This window comes from Tabrizicola sp. (genome assembly GCF_034366665.1).
Lineage (GTDB): Bacteria > Pseudomonadota > Alphaproteobacteria > Rhodobacterales > Rhodobacteraceae > Tabrizicola.
The window spans coordinates 14,494-38,837 of the sequence record NZ_JAXMMF010000108.1 but is presented as its reverse complement, the minus strand read 5'-3'; the positions used below and the strand labels follow the sequence as shown (position 1 = coordinate 38,837).

Sequence of the window (24,344 nt, the reverse complement as noted above, 5' to 3'; positions counted from 1 at the left end):
GCGTCGTCGTCTGCACTCATTTACCGAAGATACCTCGAAGCGTTGCACGTGACCTGGCGGTGATACGTGGATCGCTGTTGTCCGACGCGTCACGCAGCTCTTGCAGCCAGCCACGCTCGTTCTCGGTGGCGGGCGTCCCAAAGATGTCGGTGATCGCCTTCGCCGCCGTCGCGGCCACCGCCTGGTCGAGTGCGAGCCGCATGAGATACGCCGGATCAACCTCCAACGCCTTCGCGAGCGAGGGCACTCTATCCAGAGGAGTCTTGTTCCGCCCGATCTTGAGAAAGCTCACCATATTTGCGTTCGGGAAGCCGGCTTCGCTGGCAATTTCGGTCTGGGTCTTCTTGAACGCAAGGTCGCGGATCCGGTCGGCGATAAGTCGTGCAGTCGCGGTATTCTGATATGGGTTAGTCATGTTGTCTCTCATGTGGTTGGTCACATCAGTTACTTAAATGCGTGCGTCGGTAAGGTCGGGGAGGGACAGCAAAGTGAGCTTTGGGACCTTCTTCAAGACCGAAGTCCTAGCGAAACGTGCTGACCCTGATGGGGGTGCTTCCAGCCCCAGCCGGTCGGGGATGCCCGAACTTTCCACTCCCGATGCCCCTGATGTCGAGGTCCTTCTCGAGCGGCCTGCCAAGCCATTCACAGCTCCTTCGCGCCAGCCAATCCTTGCATCATTCGCTGCATTGCGGGCCGATTGACAAAGTTCCCTGCGACATGTTCCATGCATCGAGCGCACCATCAGGCGTGATTTGAGCCGAGGAGTGACAATGTCCTTTCGACCGCCGGAGACCTATGAAGAACTGATCCGGCTCATCCATGATCGATATGACGACATGTCAAAGTCCTATCAGAAGATCGCACTTTACCTGACGCAGAACCCGAACGACGTGGCGGTGCTGTCGGTCAACGCCATTGGGGCGAAGTGCGGGATCCATGCGTCCAGCTTCGTGCGTTATGCCCAGTCCCTGGGCTACAAGGGCTTCAAGGATCTGCAGGTCATCTTCCAGCGCCGTCTGACCACTGCGGCTCCGGGGTTCGATGCCCGGGTGCGCGCGCTGGAGACCGAGCTTGGCGGGGCGCGCGAAGGCGAGATGGGGTTCCTGGCGGACCTTGTGGCGCGGGATGTGGCGTCGTTGCAGGAGCTTCTGGCGAACATTGATCCCGGCGCGCTTGCCAGTGCTGCGGACATGATCGAGGCGGCGGATACGATCTATCTGGTCGGCCAGCTGCGGTCCGCCCCCGTGGTCGAACTTCTGCGCTATGTGCTGACCATGTTGGGCAAGCGGACGGTGCTGCTGGATGCCAGCGGCGGGTTGGCGACGCATATGGCAAAGGTGGCGCGGACGACGGATGTCCTGGTCGTGGTGTCCTTTCGCTTCTACGCGACCGAGGTGGTCAACGTAGCCGAAGAGACGGCTGCGCGGGGGGTGCCGATCCTGGCGATCACGGACAGCACGCTGTCGCCTTTCGCCAAGCTGGCGAAGGTTCTGTTTGCAGTGCCAGAACACGAATACACCTTCTCGCGCAGTCTGGCCGCGCCGATGTGCCTGGCGCAGGCCATCTGTGTCGCCGTCGCGGCCCGGCTGCAGAAAGACAGCGCCGAGCCGCGGATTCCGGTGGTTACAGGGCCATAGGCCCGTTCGGCACAGGCATGCCTTCAGCAACGGCGCCCCAGACCGACTGGTCGAAGTTGACGATGGCCCCAGTCATCAGGCCTGCGTCGTCCGACACGAGGAAGTTCACCGCTCGCGCAGCTTCGTCCGGGTCGACGAGGCGACCGAATGGTAGGGCGGCCGCAGCTTTTGCCTCCCAGTCCGCCACTCCGCTTTTGGCTTGGATCTCGCGCTCGTGGTCGGAAGCCATCCAGCCGACATTCAGCTGGTTAACCCGGATGCGGTTGGCCAAGACCGAGAAGGCGGTGTTGGCGGTCAGTGTTGTCAGTGCCCCTTTCGATGCGCAGTAGGCGTTGATGAAGGGCTGACCAGCCAGAGCCGAGATGGAGCCGATGTTGCAGATGGCGCCCTCTACCCCTCTCTTGATCATCAGCTTGATCGCCTCCTGCATCAGGAAGTAGGGGCCGCGGACGTTAGTCGCAAAGAGCGCGTCGAACACTTCGGGCGACGTGTCCAGAATAGTGCCGCGTGCGGTCGATGCGCCGGCATTAACCAGAACGTCCACATGAGCAAACAGACGATCTGTCTCTGCGATCACCATCCGGCAGTCCTCGACCTCGGCAAAGTCGGCCCGAAGGAAATGCACGTCGATGCGGTGCTTTTTGGCGATTTCTTGTGCTACCTGCTCACCACGTTGCGCGTTTCGCCCCGTGATTACGAGGCCAGCTGCACCTGCCGCAGCAAGGCGGCGGGCGATGGCAGCCCCCAGGCCCTGGGTGGCCCCGGTGACGACGCAGACCTTGCCGTCCATCCGATTCATTGCACGACCTCGTAGCCGGCCGCGGCCATCACGCGAAGAAGCTCCTTGTGGCCCTTCTTCGCCATCTCCAGCGGCGGCGAGACCTTGGGGTCCTGTTCCGCCTCGACGACGAACCAGCCCTCGTAGCCCTTGCCAGCCAGCGCCTTGACGATGGCCTCGAAGTCCAGCGAGCCATCGCCGGGGACGGTGAAAGCGCCTTTCACGACGGCGTCGAGGAAGGATTCCTTCGTGCGATCTAGGGCGTTGATCACGTCCATCCGCACGTCCTTGGTGTGGACATGGGTGATGCGCTTCCAGTGGTTTTCGATGACACGCAGGTTGTCGCCACCCGCAAACGCCATGTGGCCCGCGTCGAACAGGAGGGGCACGGTGGAATGCTTCATGAAGAGGTCAAGCTCAGCCTCGGTCTCGACTGCGGCGGCCATGTGGTGATGGTAGGTGATCGGCATGCCGTTTGCCGCGCACCAGTCGGCGAAGTCGCTGATCTTGCGACCGTAGACTGCGATCTCGGCTTCGGTCAGCTTCGGCTTGGTCGCCAGCGGGGCGGACTTGATGCCCTGAACCGAACGCGCGGTCTCGCCATAGACGATGCAGGGGGCCTTGGCGGCTTTGAAGAAGGCGTGCTGCTGGGCGATGCGGTCCTTCTCCACCTCGATGTCGCCGTCGAGGAGGAGGCCAGAGAACCAGCCGCCGCAGACCGAGATGCCGAATTTCGAAAGGATCGGCCCCAGCTCGGCCATGTCCATCGGGAAGCGGCGGCCGGTTTCCATGCCGGTGAAGCCCGCGACGGACGCCTGGCGGAGGCATTCCTCAAGGCTTACGTCGTCGCTGAGTTCCGCCAGGTCGTCGTTCCACCAGGCGATGGGGGCAATTCCAAGTTTCGCTTTCATTCTTCAGACTCCAACGCGCTGCTTGGCGCGAATTTCTTCCTGGTGGGCGCGGGCCTTGTGGACGCTTTCGCGGTCCGAGACTTCTGGCACGCCCACATCCCAGTCGGCATCGCCCGGCACCCAGGCATAGGCGTCGGTCACGATGGTGATGACGGTCGTGCGGTCGTTGGACTTGGCCCACTCCAGCGCGGCCTCAAGGTCGGCCAGGCTTTCGCATTTGCGGGCGGCGGCGCCCATCGATTCCGCGTGCTTGGCGAAGTCGACATGCAGGGGGTTGGCCTTGTCGGTGATCCGGCAGTCCTTCAACAGGTTGTTGAACCCCGGCACGCCCTTGAACTGCTGCAAGCGGCTGATGACCGCATAGCCGCCGTTGTCGCAGACCACGACGATCATCTTGTGGCCGGACAGCACCGTGGAATAGATGTCCGAATTCATCATCATGTAGGTGCCGTCGCCCAGCATGACGATGGGTGTGCCGCCCAGGCCCCCCGGACCGGACTGCGCCATGGCACAACCCCAGCCGGCGGCGATCTCGTAGCCCATGCAGGAAAAGCCGAATTCCAGGTCGAAGGAGTTCGGCGCCTTGACGCGCCAGCCCTTCGCGACCTCGCCCGGGATGCCCCCGGCGGCGGCGATCAGGGTGTCCTTCTCGCCTGCCGCTGTGTTCACGACGTTGACCACCTGGGCATAAGTCGGGATCGGGGCGTTCGTCGGGGTCTGGTGGTCGTCAAGAAGTGCGTCCCACTCGGCGAAGAGGGCCTTGGCGTGGGGAAGATGCTCTGCGGGGGCTTTCCAGGCGCCAAGCGCCGAGTCCAGCTCGTCCACGCCCTCCAGCGCGTCGCCGACCACGGCCAGGGCGCGGTGTTTCAGGGCGTCGAAGCGGGCGGCGTTGATCGAGATGAAGCGTGCATCGCGGGAGAATGCGGTCCAGGAGCCGGTTGTGAAGTCCTGCAGCCTTGTGCCGATGGCCAGGATCACGTCGGCCTCGGCGGCCAGAGCGTTGGCCGAGGTTGAGCCGATGATGCCGATCGGGCCCGCGTGGACCGGGTGATGATGAGTGAGACCGCCCTTGCCGGCGATGGTCTCGACCACCGGAATGCCCCGTTCGGCGGCGAAACGGGCGACTGCCCCTTCCGCGCCCGAGTAACGCACGCCGCCGCCCGCGATGATCAGGGGCTTCTTGGCGGTCTTCAGCAGGGCCGCCGCATCTGCCACGGCTTTACGGTCGGGGCGCGGGCGCGGGATGGCCCAGGTGCGTTCCGCGAAGAACTCCACCGGGTAGTCGAAGGCCAGCTCTTGAGTGTCCTGCGGCAGGGCAATGAAGGCCGGGCCGCAATCGGCTGGGTCAAGCATCGCGCCAACTGCCTGGGGCAGCGACTGGATGATCTGTGCGGGATGGACAATGCGGTCCCAGTAGCGGGTCACGGCCTTGAAAGCGTCGTTCACCGTCAAGGTCGGGTCATTGTAGTGCTCGACCTGCTGGAGCACGGGGTCGGGCAGCCGGGTGGTGAAGGTATCGCCGGCGATCAGAAGGACGGGCAGCCGGTTGGCGTGGGCCGTGCCCGCAGCCGTGACCATGTTCAAGGCACCCGGCCCGATGGACGACGTGGCGATCATGATCTGCCGCCGCCGCTTGGCCTTGGCGAAGCCGATCGCCGCCAGCGCCATCGACTGTTCGTTCTGCCCGCGCCAGGTGGGAAGCTGGTCCTGCACCGCCTCCAGAGCCTCGGACAGGCAGGTGACGTTGCCATGGCCAAAGATGCCGAAGACCCCGGCGAAGAGGGGCACACGTTGCCCATCGATCTCGGTGAACTGCGCGGTCAGCCAGCGCACCAGCGCCTGCGCCATGGTCAGGCGAATCGTCGAGTGTTCCATAGGCCATCTCCTCCCTCGAATGCGGATACAGCATAACCGCACGCATTATGGGTTGACAATAGATGTTAATGGCAATGAGTATTGCATCATTGAATCGGGAGGAAGACGATGATCCGGATCGCTGTGCTCGGCTGCGGGCGCATTGGCGTGATGCACGCTGCCAATATCGCGGCGCACCCGCGGGCCACCCTTGCGGGTGTCTATGACATCCACGCGCCCGCTGCACAGGCTGTTGCGGCGAAAACCGGGGCCAAGGTCGTCGCGTCCGTAGAAGCGATCTTTGCTTCGGCGGATGTCGATGCGGTGCTGATCGCCACGGCCACGGATACCCACGCCGATCTTCTGGAACTGGCCGTCGCGGCGGGCAAGCCGACCTTGTGCGAAAAGCCCATCGACCTGAGCCTGGTCCGGGTGAACGCCTGTGCAACGAAGATTGCGGGCAGCAGCGTGCCGATCCAGCTGGGTTTTGTCCGCCGCTTCGATCCGGGTCACGCCGCCGTCCGTAAGGCCATCGAGGCGGGTGATATCGGCGAGCTGCATCAGGTCGTCATCACCTCGCGCGATCCGGGGCTGGCCCCGGAGGCCTATCTGCAGGTCTCGGGCGGCATCCTGCGCGACATGACGATCCACGATCTGGACATGGCGCGATTCATCCTGGGTGAGGAGGTGACCGAGGTCTTCGCCACCGGTTCGCGCCTTGTCGACCCGGCGCTGATGGAAAAGCTGGGCGACCATGACACGGTGACCGTGGTCCTGAAGACCGCAAGCGGCAAGCAGGCGATCATCACCAACTCGCGCCGCGCGACCTATGGCTACGACCAGCGGGTCGAGGCTCTGGGCACCAATGGCATGGCGATCTCGGAAAACCGCCGCCCGCACGAGATGACGCTGCACACCGCCGATTTCACCGACCGGGCCGAGCCGCTGTTGAACTTCTTCATCGAGCGCTACCGCGAGGCGTTTGACGCCGAGATATCGGAATTCGTCGAGGCGATCGAGCAGAAGCGCGCCCCCTCGGTCGGGTTCGAGGATGGGCGCCTGGCGCTGGTGCTGGCGGAAGCTGCGCTGAAGTCGATCAACGAGGGCCGCGTCGTGGCCGTGAAGGAGCTGACCTGATGTATGCACGGTTCGGACTTTTCATTGGTGGTGAATGGCGCGCGGCGGCCGACGGTCGGACTTCGGCCGTCCATAGCCCCGTGACCGAGCAGTCGCTGGGCGATTGCCCGGTGGCATCTGTCGCGGATACCGAGGCGGCGCTGGCTGCCGCTGCAACGGGCTTTGCGGTCTGGTCGAAGACCCCGGCGTTTGAACGCGCCGACGCGCTGCACCGGATCGCGGATGAGATGCTGCGGCGGACCGATGAGGCTGCCCGCATGATCAGCCTGGAGACGGGCAAGCCTATCGCCCAGGCCGGGCGCGAGTGGGCCTTAAGCATCGACCAGTTCCGCTGGTATGCCGAGGAAGCCCGCCGCGTCTATGGCCGCATTATTGAATCACGGGTTCCAGGTGGCCGGTTCGAGGTTCACCATGAACCCGTCGGCATCGTGGCGGCGTTCACCGCCTGGAACTTTCCTGCAGCCCTGATCGCGCGAAAGGTGGCTCCCGCCCTAGCCGCAGGATGCTCCACCATTGTTCGCCCGTCGAAGCAGACGCCGGGTGTGGCGATGGTGATGGTTGATTGCGTCCGTGCGGGTCGTTTGCCCGCCGGCGCAGTCAACCTGGTTGTTGGCCCGACCGAGGCCACCTATGGCCCGCTGATGGCCTCGAAGGCGGTGCGGAAGGTCAGCCTGACGGGGTCAACCCGCGTGGGCCAGCAGATGATCCGCGACGCGGCGGCGACGCTGAAGAAGGTGTCGATGGAGCTGGGCGGCAACGCGCCGGTCATCGTCTATGACGACGCGGACCTGGAGTCCTGCCTGAACGTCGCCGTGCCGACCAAGTTCGCAAACGCAGGCCAAGTCTGCGTGACGGGGGACCGGTTCTATGTGCACGAACGCCTGCACGATGCCTTCGTCGAGGGCTTCGTGAAACGTGCGCAGGCGATCAAGCTGGGCGACGGGCTGGACCCTTCGGTCGGGATGGGGCCGCTGATCAGCGCGGACCGGTTGACTGAGATGGAGCGGATCGTGGCCGGAGCCGTCGCGGCAGGTGCTGCGGTGGCAACGGGGGGCAAGCGGGCTGGCGGCTTCAACGCCGGGCATTTCTTTGAGCCAACAGTCCTGACCGGCTGCACCGACGACATGAGCGTTATGGCTGAGGAGAACTTCGGTCCGATCGCCGCGATCACGCGGTTCTCCAGCGAAGACGAGGTGCTCACCCGCGCCAATTCCACCGACATGGGTCTGTCGGCCTATGCCTTCACCACCAATCCCGCTCGCGCCCGCCGCACGGTGACCGCGCTGAAGGCGGGTATGGTCGGGATCAACTCCTTCGCGATGGCGGCAAGCGAGGCGCCCTTTGGAGGGACCAACCATTCCGGGATGGGCCGCGAGGGCGGGGTTGAGGGCATCCGCGATTACCTTGACGTCAAATCCAGCCAGATGGTGTGGGCATGATCCCGAACAAGCTCAAAGCCCTGTGGGCCGAAGGCAAGCCGACGATCAACGGCTGGTGCAGCATCGGCAACCCGTTTACCGCCGAGATCATGGCGGCGCAGGGGTTCGACTCGGTGACCATCGACATGCAGCACGGCGCTTTGGATTACTCGAACATCCTGCCGATGTTCCAGGCGATGCGGGCCAGTGGAGCCACGCTGATGGCCCGGGTGCCGTGGCTGGAGCCTGGCACCATCATGAAGGCGCTGGATGCCGGGGCCTACGGGATCATCTGCCCGATGGTCAACTCGGCCGAGGACGCGGCGCGCTTCGTCAGCTACCTGCGCTATCCGCCCTTGGGTCAACGCAGCTTCGGCCCGACGCGGGTGTCCTTTGCGGCCGGGGCGAACTACGCGGGTGAGGCGAACGACAACATCCTGGCCTTTGCGATGATCGAGACGGCAGAGGGGATGGCGAACCTCGCCGCCATCGCCGCGACGCCTGGTCTGGACGGGATCTACGTCGGCCCCGCCGACCTGACCCTAAGCCTGACGCAGGGCCGCCTTGCCCCTGGCTTCGACCGGGAAGAGCCAGAGATGGTCGCCGCCCTGCACACCATTCTTGCCGCCTGCAAGACGAACGGCATCCGTGCCGCGCTGCATTGCGGGACGCCGGACTATGCCGCGAAGGCCATCGGCTGGGGCTTTGACATGACTACTGTCGGCGGTGACTCGCGGTTCCTGGCGGCGGCAGCGGGCGCTGCGGTCGCAGGCTTCCGCAAGCTGACCGACGGAACGGCGGGGAAGACCGAGAAGGGGGCCTACTGATGCCGCATCTCCTTGTCGCCGGCAAACTGCATCCCTCGGGTCTGGACCTCCTCCGCTCAGCCCCGGTGACCTTCGACTATGTCGAGGAGATCTCGGAACCCTCCTACCAGGCGCATCTGCCGAAGGCGGACGCGCTGGTAATCCGCACGCAGACGCTGTCGGCGGCCTCCATCGCAAAAGCGCCCGGCTTGAAGATCGTCTCGCGCCACGGCGTCGGCTATGATGCGGTCGACGTGCCTGCGCTAAACGCACGCGGCATTCCCCTCTGCATCGTTGGCGACGTGAACTCCTCGGGCGTGGCGGAGCACGCGATGATGCTGATCCTTGCCGCGACGCACCGCCTGATCGCTGCCGACCGTGCCACCCGCGATGGCAACTGGAGCTGGCGGAACGGACTGCAGACGCATGAGGTCGCGGGCAAACGTCTGCTGATCCTGGGCTTTGGCCGGATCGGGCAAAAGCTGGCCGCCCTTGCCCGCGCCTTCGGGATGGAGGTTCATGCCCATGACCCCTACATTCCCGCCGACCGTTGGCCGGACGCTGCTGAGCGCGCGACCGACCTCGCCCAGGCGCTGGCGCAGGCCGACGCGGTGTCCTTGCACCTGCCGCGTGCAGACCGGGCCTTGCTTGGGACAGCGGAACTGGCGCTGATGAAACCAACCGGAGTGGTGGTGAACACCGCGCGGGGCGGGTTGTTGGATGAGGTCGCTCTGGCGGATGCCCTGCGGGCGGGCCGGTTAGGCGGCGCGGGGATCGAAGTCTTTGACGCCGAGCCTCCGGGAAAGGACCATCCGCTCTTCGGTCTCGACCAGGCGGTCCTGACCCCGCACAACGCCGCGTTGACCGTGGAATGCGCCGAACGGATGGCCATCGCCTCGGTGCAGAACGTCCTGGATTTCTTCGCCGGTAAACTTGACCCGGCGCTTGTCGTGAACGCTGCCGCGATCGGCGGCCTGAAGGAACTTGCGAAATGACCAAACCCCGCCTCCGCATCGGCCTGATCGGCACCGGCTTCATGGGCAAGGCCCATGTCTTCGGCTTCACCTCGGCCCCCCGCGTGTTCGAACTGGCGTATGACCTCGACCTGCACACCGTCGCCGACATCACCCCTGAGGCCGCTGAACGCGCCCGCGTGACGCTGGGCTTCGTCAACGGCACTGCGCGCTGGCAGGACATCATCGAGAACCCCGAAATCGACCTGGTGTCGATCACCGCACCCAATGCGCTGCACAAGGAGATGTCGCTAGCGGCCATTGCGGCGGGCAAGCATGTGTATTGCGAGAAACCTCTGGCACCGCTCGCGAAGGACGCGCTTGAGATGACGCTGGCCGCAGAGGCCAAGGGCGTTAAGACGCAGGTGGGCTTCAACTACCTCTGCAACCCGATGCTGCAGACCGCGCGCGAGATGATCCGGGCCGGAGAGCTGGGCGAGATCCGCGGCTATCGCGGCATCCATTGCGAGGACTACATGGCCGACGCCAATGGGGCCTTCACCTTCCGGCATGACCCGGCAGGCGGAGGCGCGCTGGCCGACATCGGATCGCACGCGCTGGCCACGGCTGAGTTTCTGTGCGGGCCGGTCACGAAGGTCATGGGCGACTGCGTGACGATGATCGCGGAACGACCAGATGGGCGCGGGGGTCGCAAGGCGGTGGCGGTCGACGATGTGGGCCGCGCCTTCCTGCGCTTCGAGAACGGGGCCACCGGCAGCATCGAGGGCAACTGGATCGCCACCGGCCGCAAGATGCAGCACGACTTCGAGGTCTACGGCACCAAGGGCGCGCTCGCGTTCAGCCAGGAGCATTTCAACGTCCTGCACTACTTCGACACCGCCGACCGCAAAGGCCGCCAGGGGTTCCGGCGCATCGAAGCCTCGCCCGATCACGCGCCTTACGGGTTGTTCTGCGTCGCTGCAGGCCACCAGATCGGGTTCAACGACCTGAAGGCCATCGAGGTCGCGGGTTACATCGACGCCATCGCGGGCAAGTCGGCAGAGCCGTTCAACTTTCGCGCCGGGCTGCGTATCCAGACGCTGGTCGAGACGATCCAGACCTCGTCGCGTGAGCAGCGCTGGCTTGACGTGAAATGACCCTCTCGGTCGGCGTCATCGGCACGGGGGTGATGGGGGCAGAGCATGTCCGCATCCTGCGCGAAGAAACCGCAGGGGCGCGGGTCGTGGCCGTCTGCGATGCCGACGCCGGACGGGCCCGCGCAGTGGCTGGTGACGGTGAGGCCTTCACCGATCCGCTGGCGCTGATCCATGACCACAAGGTGCAGGCGGTGGTCATCGCCTCACCCGACGCGACCCATGCCGACTTGGCGCTTGCCTGTCTGGCGGCAGGCAAGCCCGTGCTGTGCGAAAAGCCCTTGGCGGCAACGGCGGATCAGGCGCTGCGTGTGGTTCAGGCCGAGGTCCAGCTTGGGAAGCGTCTGGTTCAGGTCGGCTACATGCGCCGCTTCGATCCGGCCTATGTCGAGATGCTCCACGTCCGGCAATCCGGTGCGATTGGCGAGGCGGTGCTTCTCCACAACACCCACCGCAATGCCGCCGCGCCGGACTGGTTCACCGGGGCGATGGCGGTCACCAACTCCTTCGTCCACGAGATCGACATCAGCCGCTGGCTGCTGGACGCCGAGCCGGTGCTGGCCCGGATCAGCGCTGCCCCGGGCGGTGATCCGCTGATGATCACGCTGGAGACTGATAGGGGTGCTGTCGTGTCCACCGAAGTCTACATGAACGCGCGCTACGGTTACCACGTCCACGCCCAGCTCGTCGGGCGCGACGGCACGGTGGAAATGGCGGCCCCCACTGTAACGCTGACCAACCATGCCAGTCAGCACGGCCACGCTTGGCCGGAAAACTGGGTCCCCCGCTTCCGCGACGCCTACCGCATCCAGATGAACGCCTGGGTAAGATCCATCGCCGAAGAGCGTCCCGTGGGTGCGTCGGCCTGGGACGGCTACGTTGCAACGGCCATCGCGGAACAGGTCGCAACAGCTTTGCAGACCGGCAACCCGGTGCGGCTGGACTTCGGCCAACGGCCTGACCTTTACCTCTGATCCGAACGGAATCCCGCCATGTCGATCCGCTTTGCCCTGAACCGAACCTGCGCTCCGCAACTGCCCCTGGACGCGTTCATCGCGCTTGCCACCTCGGTCGGCGTGCAGGCGGTTGAAATCCGCAATGACATCGAAGGGCGTGAGTTCGCCGATGGCACCCCGGCGCGCGATGTGCTGGCACGGTTGCAGGATGCGGGGCTGGAGGTCGCCTCGGTCAACGCGCTGCAACGGTTCAACGACTGGTCGCCGACCCGCGCCAAGGAGGCCGAAGCGATCATCGCCTATGCCGCAGCCCTTGGCGCACCGGGTGTGGTCATGTGCCCCGTCCACAACGAGGATCACGGCTGGACCAACGCCGAAGCCGAGAAGAACTTGCGCGACGGGTTGCGGCAGTTGCGGCCGATCCTGCAGGCACATGGCGTCACGGGCTATGTCGAGCCCTTGGGAATGAAGGGTTCAACCATGAAGCGGCAGGACATGGCGGTGGCGGCGGTGACAGACATCGACGGCTGGGACGCCTACCAGCTGTGCTATGATACGTTCCAGTATTTCCGCTGCGGCGATACGCAGCTTTACCCCGAACGCATCGGTCTGGCCCACATGTCCGGCATCGCACGCGCCGACCTTGCCCCCGGTGATCTGGTCGAACCGGACCGCGGCCTGATCTTCGTCGGCGATCGTGTCGGCAACATCGCTCAACTTCGCGCGTTGCAGGCGGCGGGCTATCAAGGCTTCGTTTCGATGGAGCCGTTCAGCCCTGAGGTGCAGAACGACCCCGACCTTGCCGCACACCTGCGCGCAAGCCTGGAATACGTCTCGACCTTGCTGAGAACGGCCTGAGCCAAGGACGATAAGCAGCAGAAACCATGCTGGAACTGGCCGGTCCGCTGGCCGCCTCCCAATCGGCAATGAAACTTGCTCTGCAAGAAACGTTGCCAAATAAAATAATTGACAACTCTGATGCATCTGCGTCAGATCACTGCAGGCGATAGTCGCCAGACCGGCAGCAAAAGCCGGTGATTCCCAGGGAGGAACTGGAATGAAGAAATCTCTTCTGCTCGCATCCGTCGCGATTGCGGGCCTGACCTCGGTGGCTGCGGCCCAGGACATGAAGGTCTGTGTTTCGTGGTCGAACTTCCGCGAAGAGCGCTGGAAGACCGACGAAGCTGCAATCAAGGGCGCTTTGGACGCCGCTGGGGCCGAATACATCTCGGCTGACGCGCAGACCTCGGCCTCCAAGCAGCTGGCAGACATCGAAGGCATGATCACGCAGGGCTGCTCGGCTCTGATCATCCTGGCGCAGGACTCGGCGTCGATCGGGCCGGCTCTGGATGCCGCTGCCGACGCCGGTATCCCGGTTGTGGGCTATGACCGCATGATCGACGACCCGCGCGCCTTCTACCTGACCTTCGACAACGTCGAGGTTGGCCGGATGCAGGCCCGTGCCGTTCTGGCCGCGATGCCGAAGGGCCGCTACGTCATGATCAAGGGCTCGCCCGTTGACCCGAACGCAGACTTCCTGCGCGGCGGCCAGCAGGAAGTCCTGCAGGCGGCGATCGATGCCGGTGACATCACCATCGTCGGCGAGGCCTATACGGACGACTGGCAGCCCGCCAACGCCCAGAAGAACATGGAGCAGATCCTGACCGAGACCGACAACGGCGTTGACGCTGTCGTCGCCTCGAACGACGGCACCGCCGGTGGCGTTGTCGCGGCGCTGACCGCTCAGGGCATGGCCGGTATCCCGGTTTCGGGTCAGGACGGCGACATGGCCGCACTGAACCGTGTGGCACTCGGCACCCAGACCGTTTCGGTCTGGAAAGACAGCCGTGCGCTTGGCAAGACCGCTGGTGAAATCGCCGTCGCTCTGGCTTCGGGCACCGCGATGGACGCGATCCCGGGTGCAGCCAAGTTCACCTCGCCCGGCGGCAAAGAGCTGAACGCGGTTCTGCTGGCTCCGCAGCCGATCACCAAGGACAACCTGAACCTGGTGCTGGAAGCGGGCTGGATCGCGAAAGACGTCCTCTGCGCTGGCGTGACCGGCGTGGCCGTCTGCGAGTAAGCTAGCCGCAAGGCCAAGAATTGGCGGCGTCCCGAAGCATCGGGGCGCCGCCGCACCAGGGGGAGAGGGAGGACCATCATGTCGCAGTCAGGGCTTGCGCCCCAGGAAGTTGCGTCCCGACGCAGTGTGATCGACACGCTGGAGCTGGATGTGCGGCTGCTGGGCATGTTGATGGCCTTCGCCGCCGTCGCACTTGTGTTCACGATCTGGACGGGCGGCACCTTCGTCGGACCACGCAACGTCTTCAACATCGCCGTCCAGACCGTTCCGGTGGCGATCATGGCCTGCGGCATGGTCTTCGTGATCGTTGCCCGCCATATCGACCTGTCCGTCGGCTCGATGCTGGCGATGTGCTCGGCGGTGATGGCAATGTGCCAGGCGACCTGGCTTCCAAACATCTTCGGGACCGATTTTGGCAATCCTGTCATCTTGGGCCTCGCGATCCTGATCGGCTTTGCGGCCGGCACGGGAATGGGCGCGATCACCGGCTGGCTGGTCGGCTATCAGCGCATCCCGTCGTTCATCGTCACGCTGGGCGGGCTGTTCGTCTGGCGCAACGTCAACTGGTTCACCACCAACGGGCAGTCAGTCAGCCTCACCGACCCCAACCTTCTGATGTTCGGCGGCACCGAGGGTGTCCTTGGCGCGACGGCAAGCTGGATTTTCGGCCTTGTCGCCTCGGGTTTTGCGGTCTGGGGCATCTTCGCCTCGCGTCGCAACAAGCAAAGCCACGGCTTCGTGGTCAAGCCCCTGTGGGCCGAGGGCGTGATGGCCGGGCTGATCGTCGGGGCGATCCTGTTCTTCGTCGGCTGGCTGTCGCGGTATCCGATCCCCGAGGCCAAGCTGAAGCGGCTGTTCGAGGCCAAGGGCGAGGTGATGCCGGAAGGCTATACCGCCATGCATGGCGTGCCGATCTCGGCCCTGATCCTGATTACGGTGGCCGTGGTGATGACCGTCGTCGCCCGCAAGACTACCTTCGGCCGCTACATCTTTGCAGCAGGCGGCAACCCCGACGCGGCCGAGCTCTCCGGCATCAACACCCGCGCGCTGACGGTGAAGATCTTCGCACTCATGGGCTTCCTGTGCGCCCTGGCGGCACTGATTGCGCAGGCCCGCCTGCAAAGCCACGGCAACGACATCGGCATGCTTGAGGAGCTTCGCGTCATCGCCGCAGCGGTGATCGGCGGCACAGCCCTGGCCGGCGGCGTCGGCACGATCTACGGCGCCGTCCTTGGCGCGCTGATCATGCAGTCGCTGCAGTCCGGCATGGCCATGGTAGGCGTCGACACGCCGTTCCAAAACATCATCGTCGGCCTCGTGCTGATCATCGCCGTCTGGGTCGACATCCTCTATCGCAAGCGTCTGGGGCTTTCAAAATGACCATCAACCGCTCTGGCACCGCACTGGTCGAACTGCGCGACATCTCGATCTCGTTCGGGGGAATCAAGGCCGTGGACCACGTCTCGGTTGACCTTTACCCAGGCGAAGTCGTCGGCCTTCTGGGCCACAACGGCGCAGGCAAGTCGACGCTGATCAAGTGCCTGTCGGGCGCCTACAAGGCTGACAGTGGACAGGTCACGATTAACGGGCAGGAGGTGGAGATCAACAACCCCCGCGACGCCCGCGACCTGAACATCGAGACGATCTACCAGACGCTTGCGCTGGCGGATAACCTCGATGCTGCGTCGAACCTGTTCCTGGGGCGCGAAATCAAGCGCCACGGCATCGTCGATGACGCGAAGATGGAGGCCGAAACGAGGAAGATCATGGGCCGACTGAACCCCAACTTCCGCAAGTTCAACGTCCCCGTCAGCGCCCTGTCCGGCGGTCAGCGCCAGTCGGTCGCCATCGCCCGCGCGGTCTACTTCAACGCCAAGATCCTGATCATGGACGAACCCACCGCCGCCTTGGGTCCGCATGAAACCCAGATGGTCGCTGAACTGATCCAGGAGCTGAAGGCGCAAGGCCTGGGCATCTTCCTGATCGAGCATGACATCCACAACGTCATGAAGCTGTGCGACCGTGCCTCGGTGATGAAGAACGGCCAGCTTGTCGGGACGGTGAACGTCGATGAAGTCACCGATGATGACATCCTGGGCATGATCATCCTCGGCAAGAAACCGGCCCATCTGGCGGCCTGATGGGTGCCACTTGGGTCTCCTCCGTCTTCTCAAGGTGAACCCATGATACGTTACGCCGTGGTCGGTGCGGGCTGGATCTCGCAGGAAGCCTTCATGCCCGCCGTTGCCGCGACCGGGAACTCCCGCATGCAGGCCATTGTGTCCGGCAGTCCGGACGTTGCACGCAGGCTGGCGGAGTTTCATTGCGTGCCCGAACTCGTGGCCTACTCTGGCTACGATGAGCTGATCGCCAGTGACCGCATTGACGCGGTCTACATCGCGCTGCCGAACTCCATGCATGCGGACTACACGATCCGCGCGCTGCGGGCGGGCAAGCATGTTATGGTAGAAAAGCCTCTCGCGACGTCCTTGGCCGAGGGCGAGGCTATGGTGGCAGCAGCAAAGGCTAGCAGCGCCTTCCTGATGACGGCCTACCGGCTGCACAACGAACCCGGCACGCACGGGATGATCGAAGCCGTCCGCTCCGGGCAGATCGGCGAGCCAGTCTTCTTCACATCCACCTTTGGGTTCCAGTCGCAGCTGGGTAACCATCGCCTTAATGCAAGCCACTGGGGCGGTGCGCTACCGGATGTCGGCGTCTACTGCCTGAACGCCGCGCGCCATGTCTTTGCAGCCGAACCCATCGCGGTGCAGGCTATGGCAAGCCGCCCGCCAGGCGATCCACGTTTCACCGAAATCGACGCGAGCCTGGCTGTCACGCTGAGATTTCCCGGCGACCGGCTGGCGCAATTTTTCTGTTCTTTCGGCTCGGGCACATCTGAATCGATCCGGATCGTCGGTTCGTCCGGCGAGCTGATCCTCGACCCCGCGTTCAAGTTCGACTCGGCGCTTCGGATGACGATCCGCGCCGACGGAAAGGAGACGGTCGTTCCGTTCCAGCAGGTGGACCACTTCTCGGGTCAGATCGCCTACTTTTCGGACTGCATCCTGACCCGCAACCCACCTGAAGCCGATTGCGAAGAGGGATTGGCTGACATGCGCGCGCTTCTTGCGATCGACGACGCGGCACGGAGTTGCAACACGGTCCGCCTGGATCGGCAACCGTTCAGAGCTGGCATCACCACTTCGATAGTGCGTTCTTTCCCTCCCACGAGTAAGCGACTGCTCATATGATCGGGACGGCACCTAGCTTGGACTATTTGGACCGAGAGTTTTGGTAAGACGTAGTGCCCTTCGCCCCGACTAGCTACCCGGAGTCGACTCCACGACATAGAGGTCAGCCGGTCGGCCATCAACGACCAGCGCGCTTGGACTTAGGCACGCCTGTTCAAACTAACTGGGTTGGACTGGGTAGGCGGTTATTCAGGGCAACGTAGGAACAAGTGTCGATACCCGTCCGCGGTTAGAGCAATTCGCCACTCACCCCCCCACGCTCTTCCCATGCAATCGAACGCTATTCTTGAGACATAGCACAGCAACGTGCTGGTTTCTCAAGGAGAAGACATGCCCACGACACCCTATGCGTCCACCCGCCTCGCACAGTTCATCGATCAGCGTATCGGCGAGCTTCGCCATAAGACCCAAGCCGACATCGCCATAGAAGCCGGGTTCAGGAACGCGAACTTCATCACGATGCTGAAAACGGGATCGTCGAAACTGGCGCTGGATCGGGTCCCGCTGCTCGCTAAGGCACTCGAGGTGGATCCGGCCTTCTTGATGCGCCTGGCGATCGAGCAGAGCTATGGCACCGAAATGCTGCAGATACTGGTTCTGTTGCTCAGCGCCCCCGTATCCGACGACGAGCTCAAGTGGCTTTCGACCTTCCGGGATGCATCGGGTGGAAGCGCTACAGAGCCAACTGCTCAGGCGGAGAAAGCCTTGGTGGAGGTGCTCAAGCATGGCGCGTAGGGAGGGCGCGAGCATAGAAGCCGACGTCGGGGGCGCTGCAGATTTCCCACTGACCGAGAACGAGTTTCGGTGGATCATGGTGCTGCGAATCATCTGCGACGGCCAGGTGCCGGCGCCGAACTTCCCGGCTGGAATGTCGATGAAAGACTTCTTCAGCAGCCGGGAGGGGGATGGACTCTGAGTTGTTCGCCGGGTGCCTTCGACCGGGTGCATTGCTATGCAACGGCATCATGGCCTCAGGCGCAGCCGGCGGTTTACAGCAGGTTGACGTCCGGTTGTCATCGGGGAGTGTTTCGGTTGACTAATGGCTCGAAACGGCGGCGAAATCGACGAAAAGTGGTTTACATTATCTCCTCGTGCAGAACGTGAAAGCCTTAGAAACATGGGCTTTTCGTCCATGAGATGGGAAAAACTCGACCGCCCTGGAAAAACGCGATAATGCAAACTTGGTGTCCGGCACTTCGAGCATGCCTCGCGACCGAGTGACGGAGCCCAAGGCCACAAGGCGGACCAAAGCAAGTGTGTCGTGTCGGCGCGCGGAAACCATCAGGCACAGCAATGTAGCTCGATCCTGAAGTAGCTATCTGCGTGTATCGATCTTCATGTGGATAGTGTGTGCGGCGCTGCCGATCTGAACTGCGTCCGCACCCTGGCACCGGACGACCTCCCGAATCCGACGACACCCATAGGAAACCGCACCTTCGCGGTGCACGGACTCCTAGGGGGGATCGGATAGGTCTCCTCACGCCTCTCCCCTCCCTCTCCCACGCATTATCCTTCAATATCCTTCTTCACATTCGACGGGACGGCTGGCAGGCATCTGCATGAAAGCAAGGAGTCTGTGATGGCGAAGAGATCGGCGGGCGGGCACGACGGTGCGAAAGTGATCGTGGGCTACGCGCGGGTATCTACTGAAGATCAGGGGAAGCACGGCGTAAGTCTGGACATCCAAGAGATCGCGATCAGGAATTTTGCAGAGGATCTTCAGCTTCCGGTGGCGTTTGTCTACCGCGAAGTCGCCACTGGGGCTGGCGCGAGCAGCGTCCATGATCGCGAAGTTCTGCAAATGGCGCTGCGGAAGTGCCGTGAGCAGGATGGCCTTCTTGTTGTCTGGAACTGGTCGCGGCTCTCCCGGAATGCAGACGCGGTTGACCTTATCCATGAGCTCTTGCCAGATCGCGATCGCATTTTCTCGATCGAGGAGAGCGAAGGCTTCGAACGAGCTGCAAAGCGTGCCCGGTTCGCAAAAGCTCAGCACGAACGGGATCTGATTTCGCAGAGAACCAAAGAGGGTATGGCCCAGAAGAAGCGCGACGGTGCCGTCTTTGGAAACGCAAAGATCAAACAAGTGCAGGCTTCCGGCGCGGAGGGCATGAGTCGAAAGGCTGAGGCTCTCGTGCTGGAGATCGCCAAGATCCTGCGCAGCACGCCGGGCCAGTCCGATCTCACCCAGCAGGAGGTTGCCGATCTTCTCAACACCCGCGGGCTAAGGACGGGCCACGGCGGGCTCTGGACCATGGGCCGCGTTCGGACACCCCTGAATAAGGCACGCGCGGTGCTACTGGCCGAAGAAGATGCTGACAACACGCAGATCGACGATGACCCGCTGTTTGGGCTCTTCTGAACCCTGCCGGATCGTTCCGCGAGTGCCTGAGCGTCCGCTGTCTCCCCGGGCCTGCAGTAGCACGCCACACATCATGGGGCGGTCGCTGGTGGGCCTCCAGCATCGCCGAGCTATGGGTGCAGCGGTGACTTCGATAGACGCACCAGGCAGCGGCTCTCGGTGATGGCACGGAAGTCATCCAGCAGCCAGCGGACATGGCCGACGCAGTTAGATAGGACCAGCTTCGACTGTGTAGCCGCTGTTCGTGCACATGACCGCATTGCTTGAGGCCAGGAATAGAACCATCCGGGTGGCCTCTGTCGGATCAGGTCGGAACCGAAGCACCGGCGCCGCGTCGTTACACACCTGCGCCGGAACGCGAAGGACCTTCCTCTGTCCGCGTGCACCTCTCGTGACGCTCGAATTTTTGGCTTTGATCGTCAAGGAACCATCAAGGTAAGATCAGCCGCTTATGAGCCCACCCTAGCGAAGGTGGAAGAAGCGCGCACCACAGCCTGATCACCGTGTCATGGCGGGTCTCTCCGCCCGGGAGCGAAAAGCACGATGCAAGTTTTTCTGGGCGTTTAATTCGACTTCGGGCTCCAGATCACGATCAAAACCAGGCGAAGCAGGCGATCCCGTGGACATGGCCCTGATGACTATTCATTACGTGCTTACTTACATCTTCGTCGTCACTCCTCGCATCACCCCATCACTCAATCCCCCTCCTGGAACGTCTCCCGTGCGAGGGCGAGCAGCCCTTCCCCGACTGGCGTGCCTTGGGGAGTGAGTTGCAGGCGGCCGCTCGCTTCAGGGCAACGCGGCATCCTCTCACGACCGCTTCTCCCCACCCTTGATCCGGCGCTCCAGGTCACGCAGGGCCGAGCGAACCATGTCGTTGAGTTCTGCATAAGCAACCGTCGTCCCCCGGAGACCGCGCCCGGCTCGTCGGTCCTTCAACGCGATCCCCTTGGCCCGAAGGTGGTTCCGCAGTTGCTGCAGGTGGCTAATCTTCATTCCGGTCATCCTTGTGGGCACCGTCTGCAGCCACTGCTTCTTCGCGCTCCGTAGCCTTTCAAGGCAGGCGACGCCTCCACCTCTGAACTGCTCCCGTTCACGACGGTTCAGCTCATCTTCGGCAGATTGAAGTTGCGGATGGAATGCACTCTCGGTGAACGTCGGCAGGGCGAAGTGGAAGAACTCGCCCTGAACCGTCGTGAAGCTGACTCTGTCAAGATCGCCGAGGGTCTTCAGCTTCAGAGCGGTTAGCCTGTCGCCCGCTAGCGTCACCTCTATCCGCGCGCGTTTTTCGTGCCGATTGAGCGTGCGTGCATCAGTATCCCGACGCTGGTCGGCGACTTTGTTCTGCACGCGTATCTCCCAGTCCGAGTTCTCCTCGCCGTAGTAGACCGTGGAGTCGAGGTAGGGTGAGTCCGGCAGGCTATGATGCAGAGTTCCACTTCGAGATCGTGGCAGGAGAAATCTCGTTTCGTTCTTCTGCTTGCCCCAGGTGAAGCGTGGGTGCATCCGCTTCTGTTCCCACATGCTCGTTGCCGGAAGCAGAGTGCGCTGCAAGATACCAAACATAGCGAGCCGTTCTTCATCACTGCCTGAACGGGAGTAGAAGTCGACGCTGATCTCGAGCTCGGAAATCTCAATCGAGCGAGCCAGACCTGCAGGACTGTCAGCGATACGTTTATCAAGACGCATCAAAAGCGATACCGTCGGATCATAGATGCTGACGCGGAACTGGCAGGCCGAATTCTTGCTGCCGTCGACTTGCTTGCACCAGATAGATGACTCTCCGATGCACTCAGCAACCCACCGCCGAACGGCATTGCGGTCGGTGTTCCTTTTCGTCGTGATCAGGACTTCAACGAAATCGATCACAGCGCGACAGCGGAATTTGGAGAGTTTCAGACGTGGAACTAGCGCGTAGCGATTTCTGTGCCGAGCCTGCGCGGATGGAAGATCTTCGCGCCGGAACTCAATATGCGCGGCCGGGGCAGACCCGCTTCGATAGAGCAGAGGGACAGACAACATGGTGATGGACCTACGTCCGCAGGGGCTGGGCGTTGCAAATATAGCGGCTTGCCCGATGCAATGCGCAAAAAGGCCCAACTAGCTCCTGGACAGCGCGGGCCGCTCCTCTAGCCTGGCCGCAGAGCTGGAGCGTAAGTTGGTCGCGGATTCGTCGGACTGTCCGATCTGCCAGGGTCACGCCCATGGGCTTTGCGCCCCTCGGCACGTTGGCTCCTGGGCAGATTTGACGGTCGCCGAGCAGTTCGAGCTTCTGGCGCACCTCGGTAAGGTGTTGAGCCATGGGGCGATGGGATTTCAGATCGTCACTGAGAACGGGCACCTGCGCCTCCGGCCGATCACCACCATGACACCCGCGGCGCAACTGACCACCGGGTCCGATGACCCGCTTCTGCCCTTGCTGACGGGAGCGATCGACCAAGCCGATCACGTCGACATCGCGGTGGCCTTCGCGATGGAGTCCGGGGTGCAGCTTATCACGCCGTGGTTCCGTGACCTGATTGATCGCGGTGGCCGCCTGCGGATGGTCGTCGGGGACTATATGGACGTCACCGAGCCGGCGGCCTTGGCGCGTCTCTTGGATCTGGAGGGTGCGCAAGTCAGGGTGTTTGAAAGTGGCGGCGGCAGCTTTCATCCCAAGGCGTGGCTCTTCCGGGCAGCGAGCGGCAGGGGATCTGCGATCGTTGGCAGCTCGAACCTGTCCCGGACGGCATTGACCTCCGGAGTCGAATGGAACCTGCACAGCGAGACCGCTGCTGACGCCGTCGCGTCGGCCTTCGATAGCCTCTGGTCGCACCCTCAGACACAGCCCCTAAGTGTCGAATGGATCAAGTCCTACGGTGCCAGACGTCAGTCGAGACCGCCAACCAGTCTCGCACGCAGCATTTTGGCGGCAGAGCCAGATGTGAAACCCCCGGAACCCCACAGCATCCAGCGGGCAGCCCTGGATGCTCTTGCAGAGACGCGGCGTTCAGGCCACTGGGCCGGGCTCGTGGTGCTGGCTACAGGGCTTGGCAAAACCTGGCTAGCGGCCTTCGACAGTCTCCCCTTCGCCCGCGTCCTGTTCGTCGCCCACCGGGACGAGATCCTGTCGCAGGCCATGAGCTCGTTTCGGCGGATCCGACCGGAGGCCCGCTTCGGGCGGTTCGACGGCACCGAGAAGGATGAAGCAGCCGATATCCTCTTTGCCTCAATCCAGACGATCGGCAGGGTTGGTCACTTGCGCCGCTTTGCGCCTGATGCGTTCGATTACATCGTGGTGGACGAGTTCCACCATGCCTCCGCTGCAAGCTACCGTGGGCTGCTGGACCACTTCACGCCCCGGTTCCTGCTGGGCCTGACAGCAACACCGGATCGATCCGATGGTGCCGACCTTCTGGCGCTCTGCGGGGATAACCTTGTCTATCACTGCGATCTTTTCGCTGGGATCGAAGCAGGTCTTCTAGCTCCGTTCCGCTACCTCGGTGTGCCAGACGAAGTTGACTATGCACAGATCCCGTGGCGCTCGACGCAGTTTGACCCAACGGCCTTGGAAGCTGCACTCGCAACCGAGTCGCGGGCTGCGAACGCCCTGGAGCAGTTCACACGGCATCGAGCTGGACCAGCCATCGGCTTCTGTTGTTCCGTCCGTCACGCCGAGTTCATGGCAGACCATTTTCGCAGGCACGGCTTCCGCGCCGTGGCTGTGCATTCCGGTTCCGGCTCCGCGCCGCGCACCACGTCGCTGGAGCAGCTGGGACGGGCTGAGATCGATATTCTCTTCGCCGTGGACATGTTCAACGAGGGGGTCGACGTGCCGAACATCGGCACGGTGTTGATGCTCCGGCCGACTGAGAGTGTCATCCTTTGGCTGCAGCAGCTCGGCCGGGGACTTCGTCGGGTCGAAGGCAAGGTGCTGCAGGTGATCGATTACATCGGCAACCACCGGATCTTTCTGACCAAGCTGCGGGCACTCCTGATCGCCGGCCCGGGTGATCGGTCCCTGGCGCAAAAGCTCGATCAGGTCATGAACGGCACCTTCGCTCTGCCCGCCGGATGCAGTGTGACCTACGACCTGAAGGTCGTAGACATCCTCCGCGATCTTCTGCGCCCTAAGTCCGGAGCAGAGGAGATGGAGGGTCAGTATCGCGACTTCCGACTGCGGAACGGCCAGCGACCCACTGCGGCCGAGATGGCAGCCATGGGGTTCGATCCGTCGAAAAGTGGTCATGGCGGCTGGTTCGACTTCGTGCGGGACATGGGGGACCAGGTCGATGCTGCAGCCCTCGCCACGATCGGCGATCTCCTGCGCCAGATCGAGCGCGACAGGGTGCTGAGCGCGGAGGCTGTCCAGGCGCTGCATAGCCTGATCTCAGGCCGGCCCGCGGCCCCGGAAGGACTTGCCTACTGGGCATTCAACCCACTGCTCAGGGCTCAGGAGGGGCGGCTTCAGCTTACGCGGGCAGACCCGACCGGTGCTGGCATCGCCATGATCCAGGAACTCGCCGACTGGCGCGCTTTCACCATGCCACGTTCAGAGGGTGATGATCCCCCTGCACCATTTGAACCGGGCGGACCGGCGCTGTGGCGTGAATACCTCCGGGAGGATATCGCGCCCTTGTTCGGAGCCCGATTCAGCCCCGGTAACTGGAACTCCGGAATCGTTCGTGTCGACAGCACCCTGATTCTGCTCACGACGCTCAAGAAGGGAAGTCTCACGACCGGGAACCATTACGAAGACCACTTTCTCGATCCGCTCCACATGCAGTGGCAGAGCCAGACCCAGACACGTCGCGACAGTCAGATCGGTCGGATGATCCAGGGAACCGAGCCAGGTGCGCGCGTCCACCTGTTCGTGCGCAACGGCAAGCTCCGCAATGGCAAAGCCGCGCCGTTCCTCTACTGTGGACGTCCTCGCTACGAAACATGGATCGGGGAGAACCCGATCACCGTGACCTGGGAACTGCAAGAGCTGGTGCCCGTCCATCTGCGTGCGGGCCTTGAGATCCGGTAGTCATGCCTTAGAAGCTCGGGACTTCCCTCTGCAAAG

The 24,344-nt window shown here is 63.2% G+C and carries 20 protein-coding genes; 15 read left to right on the top strand and 5 right to left on the bottom strand.

Features of this window, described 5'->3' with window-relative positions; translation table 11 throughout:
• Window positions 1–16: 16 nt before the first annotated feature.
• Window positions 17–427: an XRE family transcriptional regulator gene (locus tag U1E69_RS14820; protein WP_322245156.1), complete on the bottom strand. Its 411-nt coding sequence runs from the start codon at window positions 425–427 to the stop codon at window positions 17–19.
• Window positions 428–770: 343 nt separating this feature from the next.
• On the opposite strand from U1E69_RS14820, the gene U1E69_RS14815 reads away from it, so the two are divergent.
• Entirely contained in the window at window positions 771–1,637 is an 867-nt protein-coding gene (locus tag U1E69_RS14815) for a MurR/RpiR family transcriptional regulator (protein ID WP_322245155.1), read from the top strand.
• Here the strand turns inward: U1E69_RS14815 and U1E69_RS14810 are convergent.
• Genes U1E69_RS14810 through iolD form a run of 3 tightly spaced genes read right to left on the bottom strand, consistent with a single transcriptional unit; the run spans window position 1,624 to window position 5,201 of the window.
• On the bottom strand, window positions 1,624–2,427 hold the full coding sequence (locus tag U1E69_RS14810) for an SDR family oxidoreductase (protein ID WP_322245153.1): 804 nt from the start codon (window positions 2,425–2,427) through the stop codon (window positions 1,624–1,626). The two genes, U1E69_RS14815 and U1E69_RS14810, sit on opposite strands and share 14 nt — an antisense overlap.
• A gap of 5 nt (window positions 2,428–2,432) precedes the next feature.
• The gene (gene iolE / locus U1E69_RS14805) at window positions 2,433–3,326 is read right to left on the bottom strand and encodes a myo-inosose-2 dehydratase (protein ID WP_322245152.1); all 894 of its coding nucleotides are present in this window, start codon (window positions 3,324–3,326) and stop codon (window positions 2,433–2,435) included.
• A 3-nt stretch (window positions 3,327–3,329) separates the two neighbouring features.
• Window positions 3,330–5,201 (bottom strand): 3D-(3,5/4)-trihydroxycyclohexane-1,2-dione acylhydrolase (decyclizing), encoded by a 1,872-nt coding sequence (iolD, locus tag U1E69_RS14800; protein ID WP_322245151.1) that lies wholly within the window; start codon window positions 5,199–5,201, stop codon window positions 3,330–3,332.
• Between the two features lie 108 nt (window positions 5,202–5,309).
• Between iolD and iolG the strand changes: the two genes are divergently transcribed.
• The 13 genes from iolG to U1E69_RS14735 all read left to right on the top strand — a co-directional run bounded on the left by iolG (window position 5,310) and on the right by U1E69_RS14735 (window position 19,297).
• A complete protein-coding gene (iolG, locus tag U1E69_RS14795) occupies window positions 5,310–6,317 on the top strand; it encodes an inositol 2-dehydrogenase (RefSeq protein WP_322245149.1) in 1,008 nt (335 codons plus the stop codon).
• Window positions 6,317–7,756: an NAD-dependent succinate-semialdehyde dehydrogenase gene (locus U1E69_RS14790; protein WP_322245148.1), complete on the top strand. Its 1,440-nt coding sequence runs from the start codon at window positions 6,317–6,319 to the stop codon at window positions 7,754–7,756. The genes iolG and U1E69_RS14790 overlap by 1 nt, the downstream gene beginning before the upstream one ends.
• Window positions 7,753–8,562 (top strand): HpcH/HpaI aldolase family protein, encoded by an 810-nt coding sequence (locus U1E69_RS14785; protein WP_322245147.1) that lies wholly within the window; start codon window positions 7,753–7,755, stop codon window positions 8,560–8,562. The genes U1E69_RS14790 and U1E69_RS14785 overlap by 4 nt, the downstream gene beginning before the upstream one ends.
• Window positions 8,562–9,536 carry a hydroxyacid dehydrogenase gene (locus U1E69_RS14780; RefSeq protein WP_322245146.1) on the top strand — a complete coding sequence of 325 codons (975 nt, stop codon included), beginning with the start codon at window positions 8,562–8,564 and terminating at the stop codon, window positions 9,534–9,536. The genes U1E69_RS14785 and U1E69_RS14780 overlap by 1 nt, the downstream gene beginning before the upstream one ends.
• Window positions 9,533–10,651 carry a Gfo/Idh/MocA family oxidoreductase gene (locus U1E69_RS14775; RefSeq protein ID WP_322245144.1) on the top strand — a complete coding sequence of 373 codons (1,119 nt, stop codon included), beginning with the start codon at window positions 9,533–9,535 and terminating at the stop codon, window positions 10,649–10,651. Before U1E69_RS14780 ends, U1E69_RS14775 begins: the two co-directional genes overlap by 4 nt.
• Window positions 10,648–11,622, top strand: a complete 975-nt coding sequence (locus tag U1E69_RS14770) for a Gfo/Idh/MocA family oxidoreductase (protein WP_322245143.1) — start codon at window positions 10,648–10,650, stop codon at window positions 11,620–11,622. Before U1E69_RS14775 ends, U1E69_RS14770 begins: the two co-directional genes overlap by 4 nt.
• An 18-nt stretch (window positions 11,623–11,640) precedes the next feature.
• Window positions 11,641–12,462 (top strand): TIM barrel protein, encoded by an 822-nt coding sequence (locus tag U1E69_RS14765; protein WP_322245141.1) that lies wholly within the window; start codon window positions 11,641–11,643, stop codon window positions 12,460–12,462.
• Between the two features lie 199 nt (window positions 12,463–12,661).
• A complete protein-coding gene (gene xylF, locus U1E69_RS14760) occupies window positions 12,662–13,684 on the top strand; it encodes a D-xylose ABC transporter substrate-binding protein (protein ID WP_322245140.1) in 1,023 nt (340 codons plus the stop codon).
• A gap of 78 nt (window positions 13,685–13,762) precedes the next feature.
• Window positions 13,763–15,064, top strand: a complete 1,302-nt coding sequence (locus U1E69_RS14755; protein ID WP_322245139.1) for a sugar ABC transporter permease — start codon at window positions 13,763–13,765, stop codon at window positions 15,062–15,064.
• A complete protein-coding gene (locus tag U1E69_RS14750) occupies window positions 15,061–15,825 on the top strand; it encodes an ATP-binding cassette domain-containing protein (RefSeq protein WP_322245138.1) in 765 nt (254 codons plus the stop codon). The genes U1E69_RS14755 and U1E69_RS14750 overlap by 4 nt, the downstream gene beginning before the upstream one ends.
• Window positions 15,826–15,867: 42 nt before the next feature.
• Window positions 15,868–16,938: a Gfo/Idh/MocA family oxidoreductase gene (locus U1E69_RS14745; protein ID WP_322245137.1), complete on the top strand. Its 1,071-nt coding sequence runs from the start codon at window positions 15,868–15,870 to the stop codon at window positions 16,936–16,938.
• A gap of 330 nt (window positions 16,939–17,268) precedes the next feature.
• The gene (locus U1E69_RS14740; protein ID WP_322245135.1) at window positions 17,269–17,673 is read left to right on the top strand and encodes an XRE family transcriptional regulator; all 405 of its coding nucleotides are present in this window, start codon (window positions 17,269–17,271) and stop codon (window positions 17,671–17,673) included.
• 844 nt (window positions 17,674–18,517) lie between these two features.
• Window positions 18,518–19,297: a recombinase family protein gene (locus U1E69_RS14735; RefSeq protein WP_322245134.1), complete on the top strand. Its 780-nt coding sequence runs from the start codon at window positions 18,518–18,520 to the stop codon at window positions 19,295–19,297.
• Between the two features lie 810 nt (window positions 19,298–20,107).
• Here the strand turns inward: U1E69_RS14735 and U1E69_RS14730 are convergent.
• Window positions 20,108–21,166, bottom strand: coding sequence for a hypothetical protein (locus U1E69_RS14730; protein ID WP_322245132.1), 1,059 nt, complete (start codon window positions 21,164–21,166; stop codon window positions 20,108–20,110).
• Between the two features lie 376 nt (window positions 21,167–21,542).
• Between U1E69_RS14730 and U1E69_RS14725 the strand changes: the two genes are divergently transcribed.
• Window positions 21,543–24,308, top strand: a complete 2,766-nt coding sequence (locus U1E69_RS14725) for a DUF3427 domain-containing protein (protein ID WP_322245130.1) — start codon at window positions 21,543–21,545, stop codon at window positions 24,306–24,308.
• Window positions 24,309–24,344 lie beyond the last annotated feature (36 nt).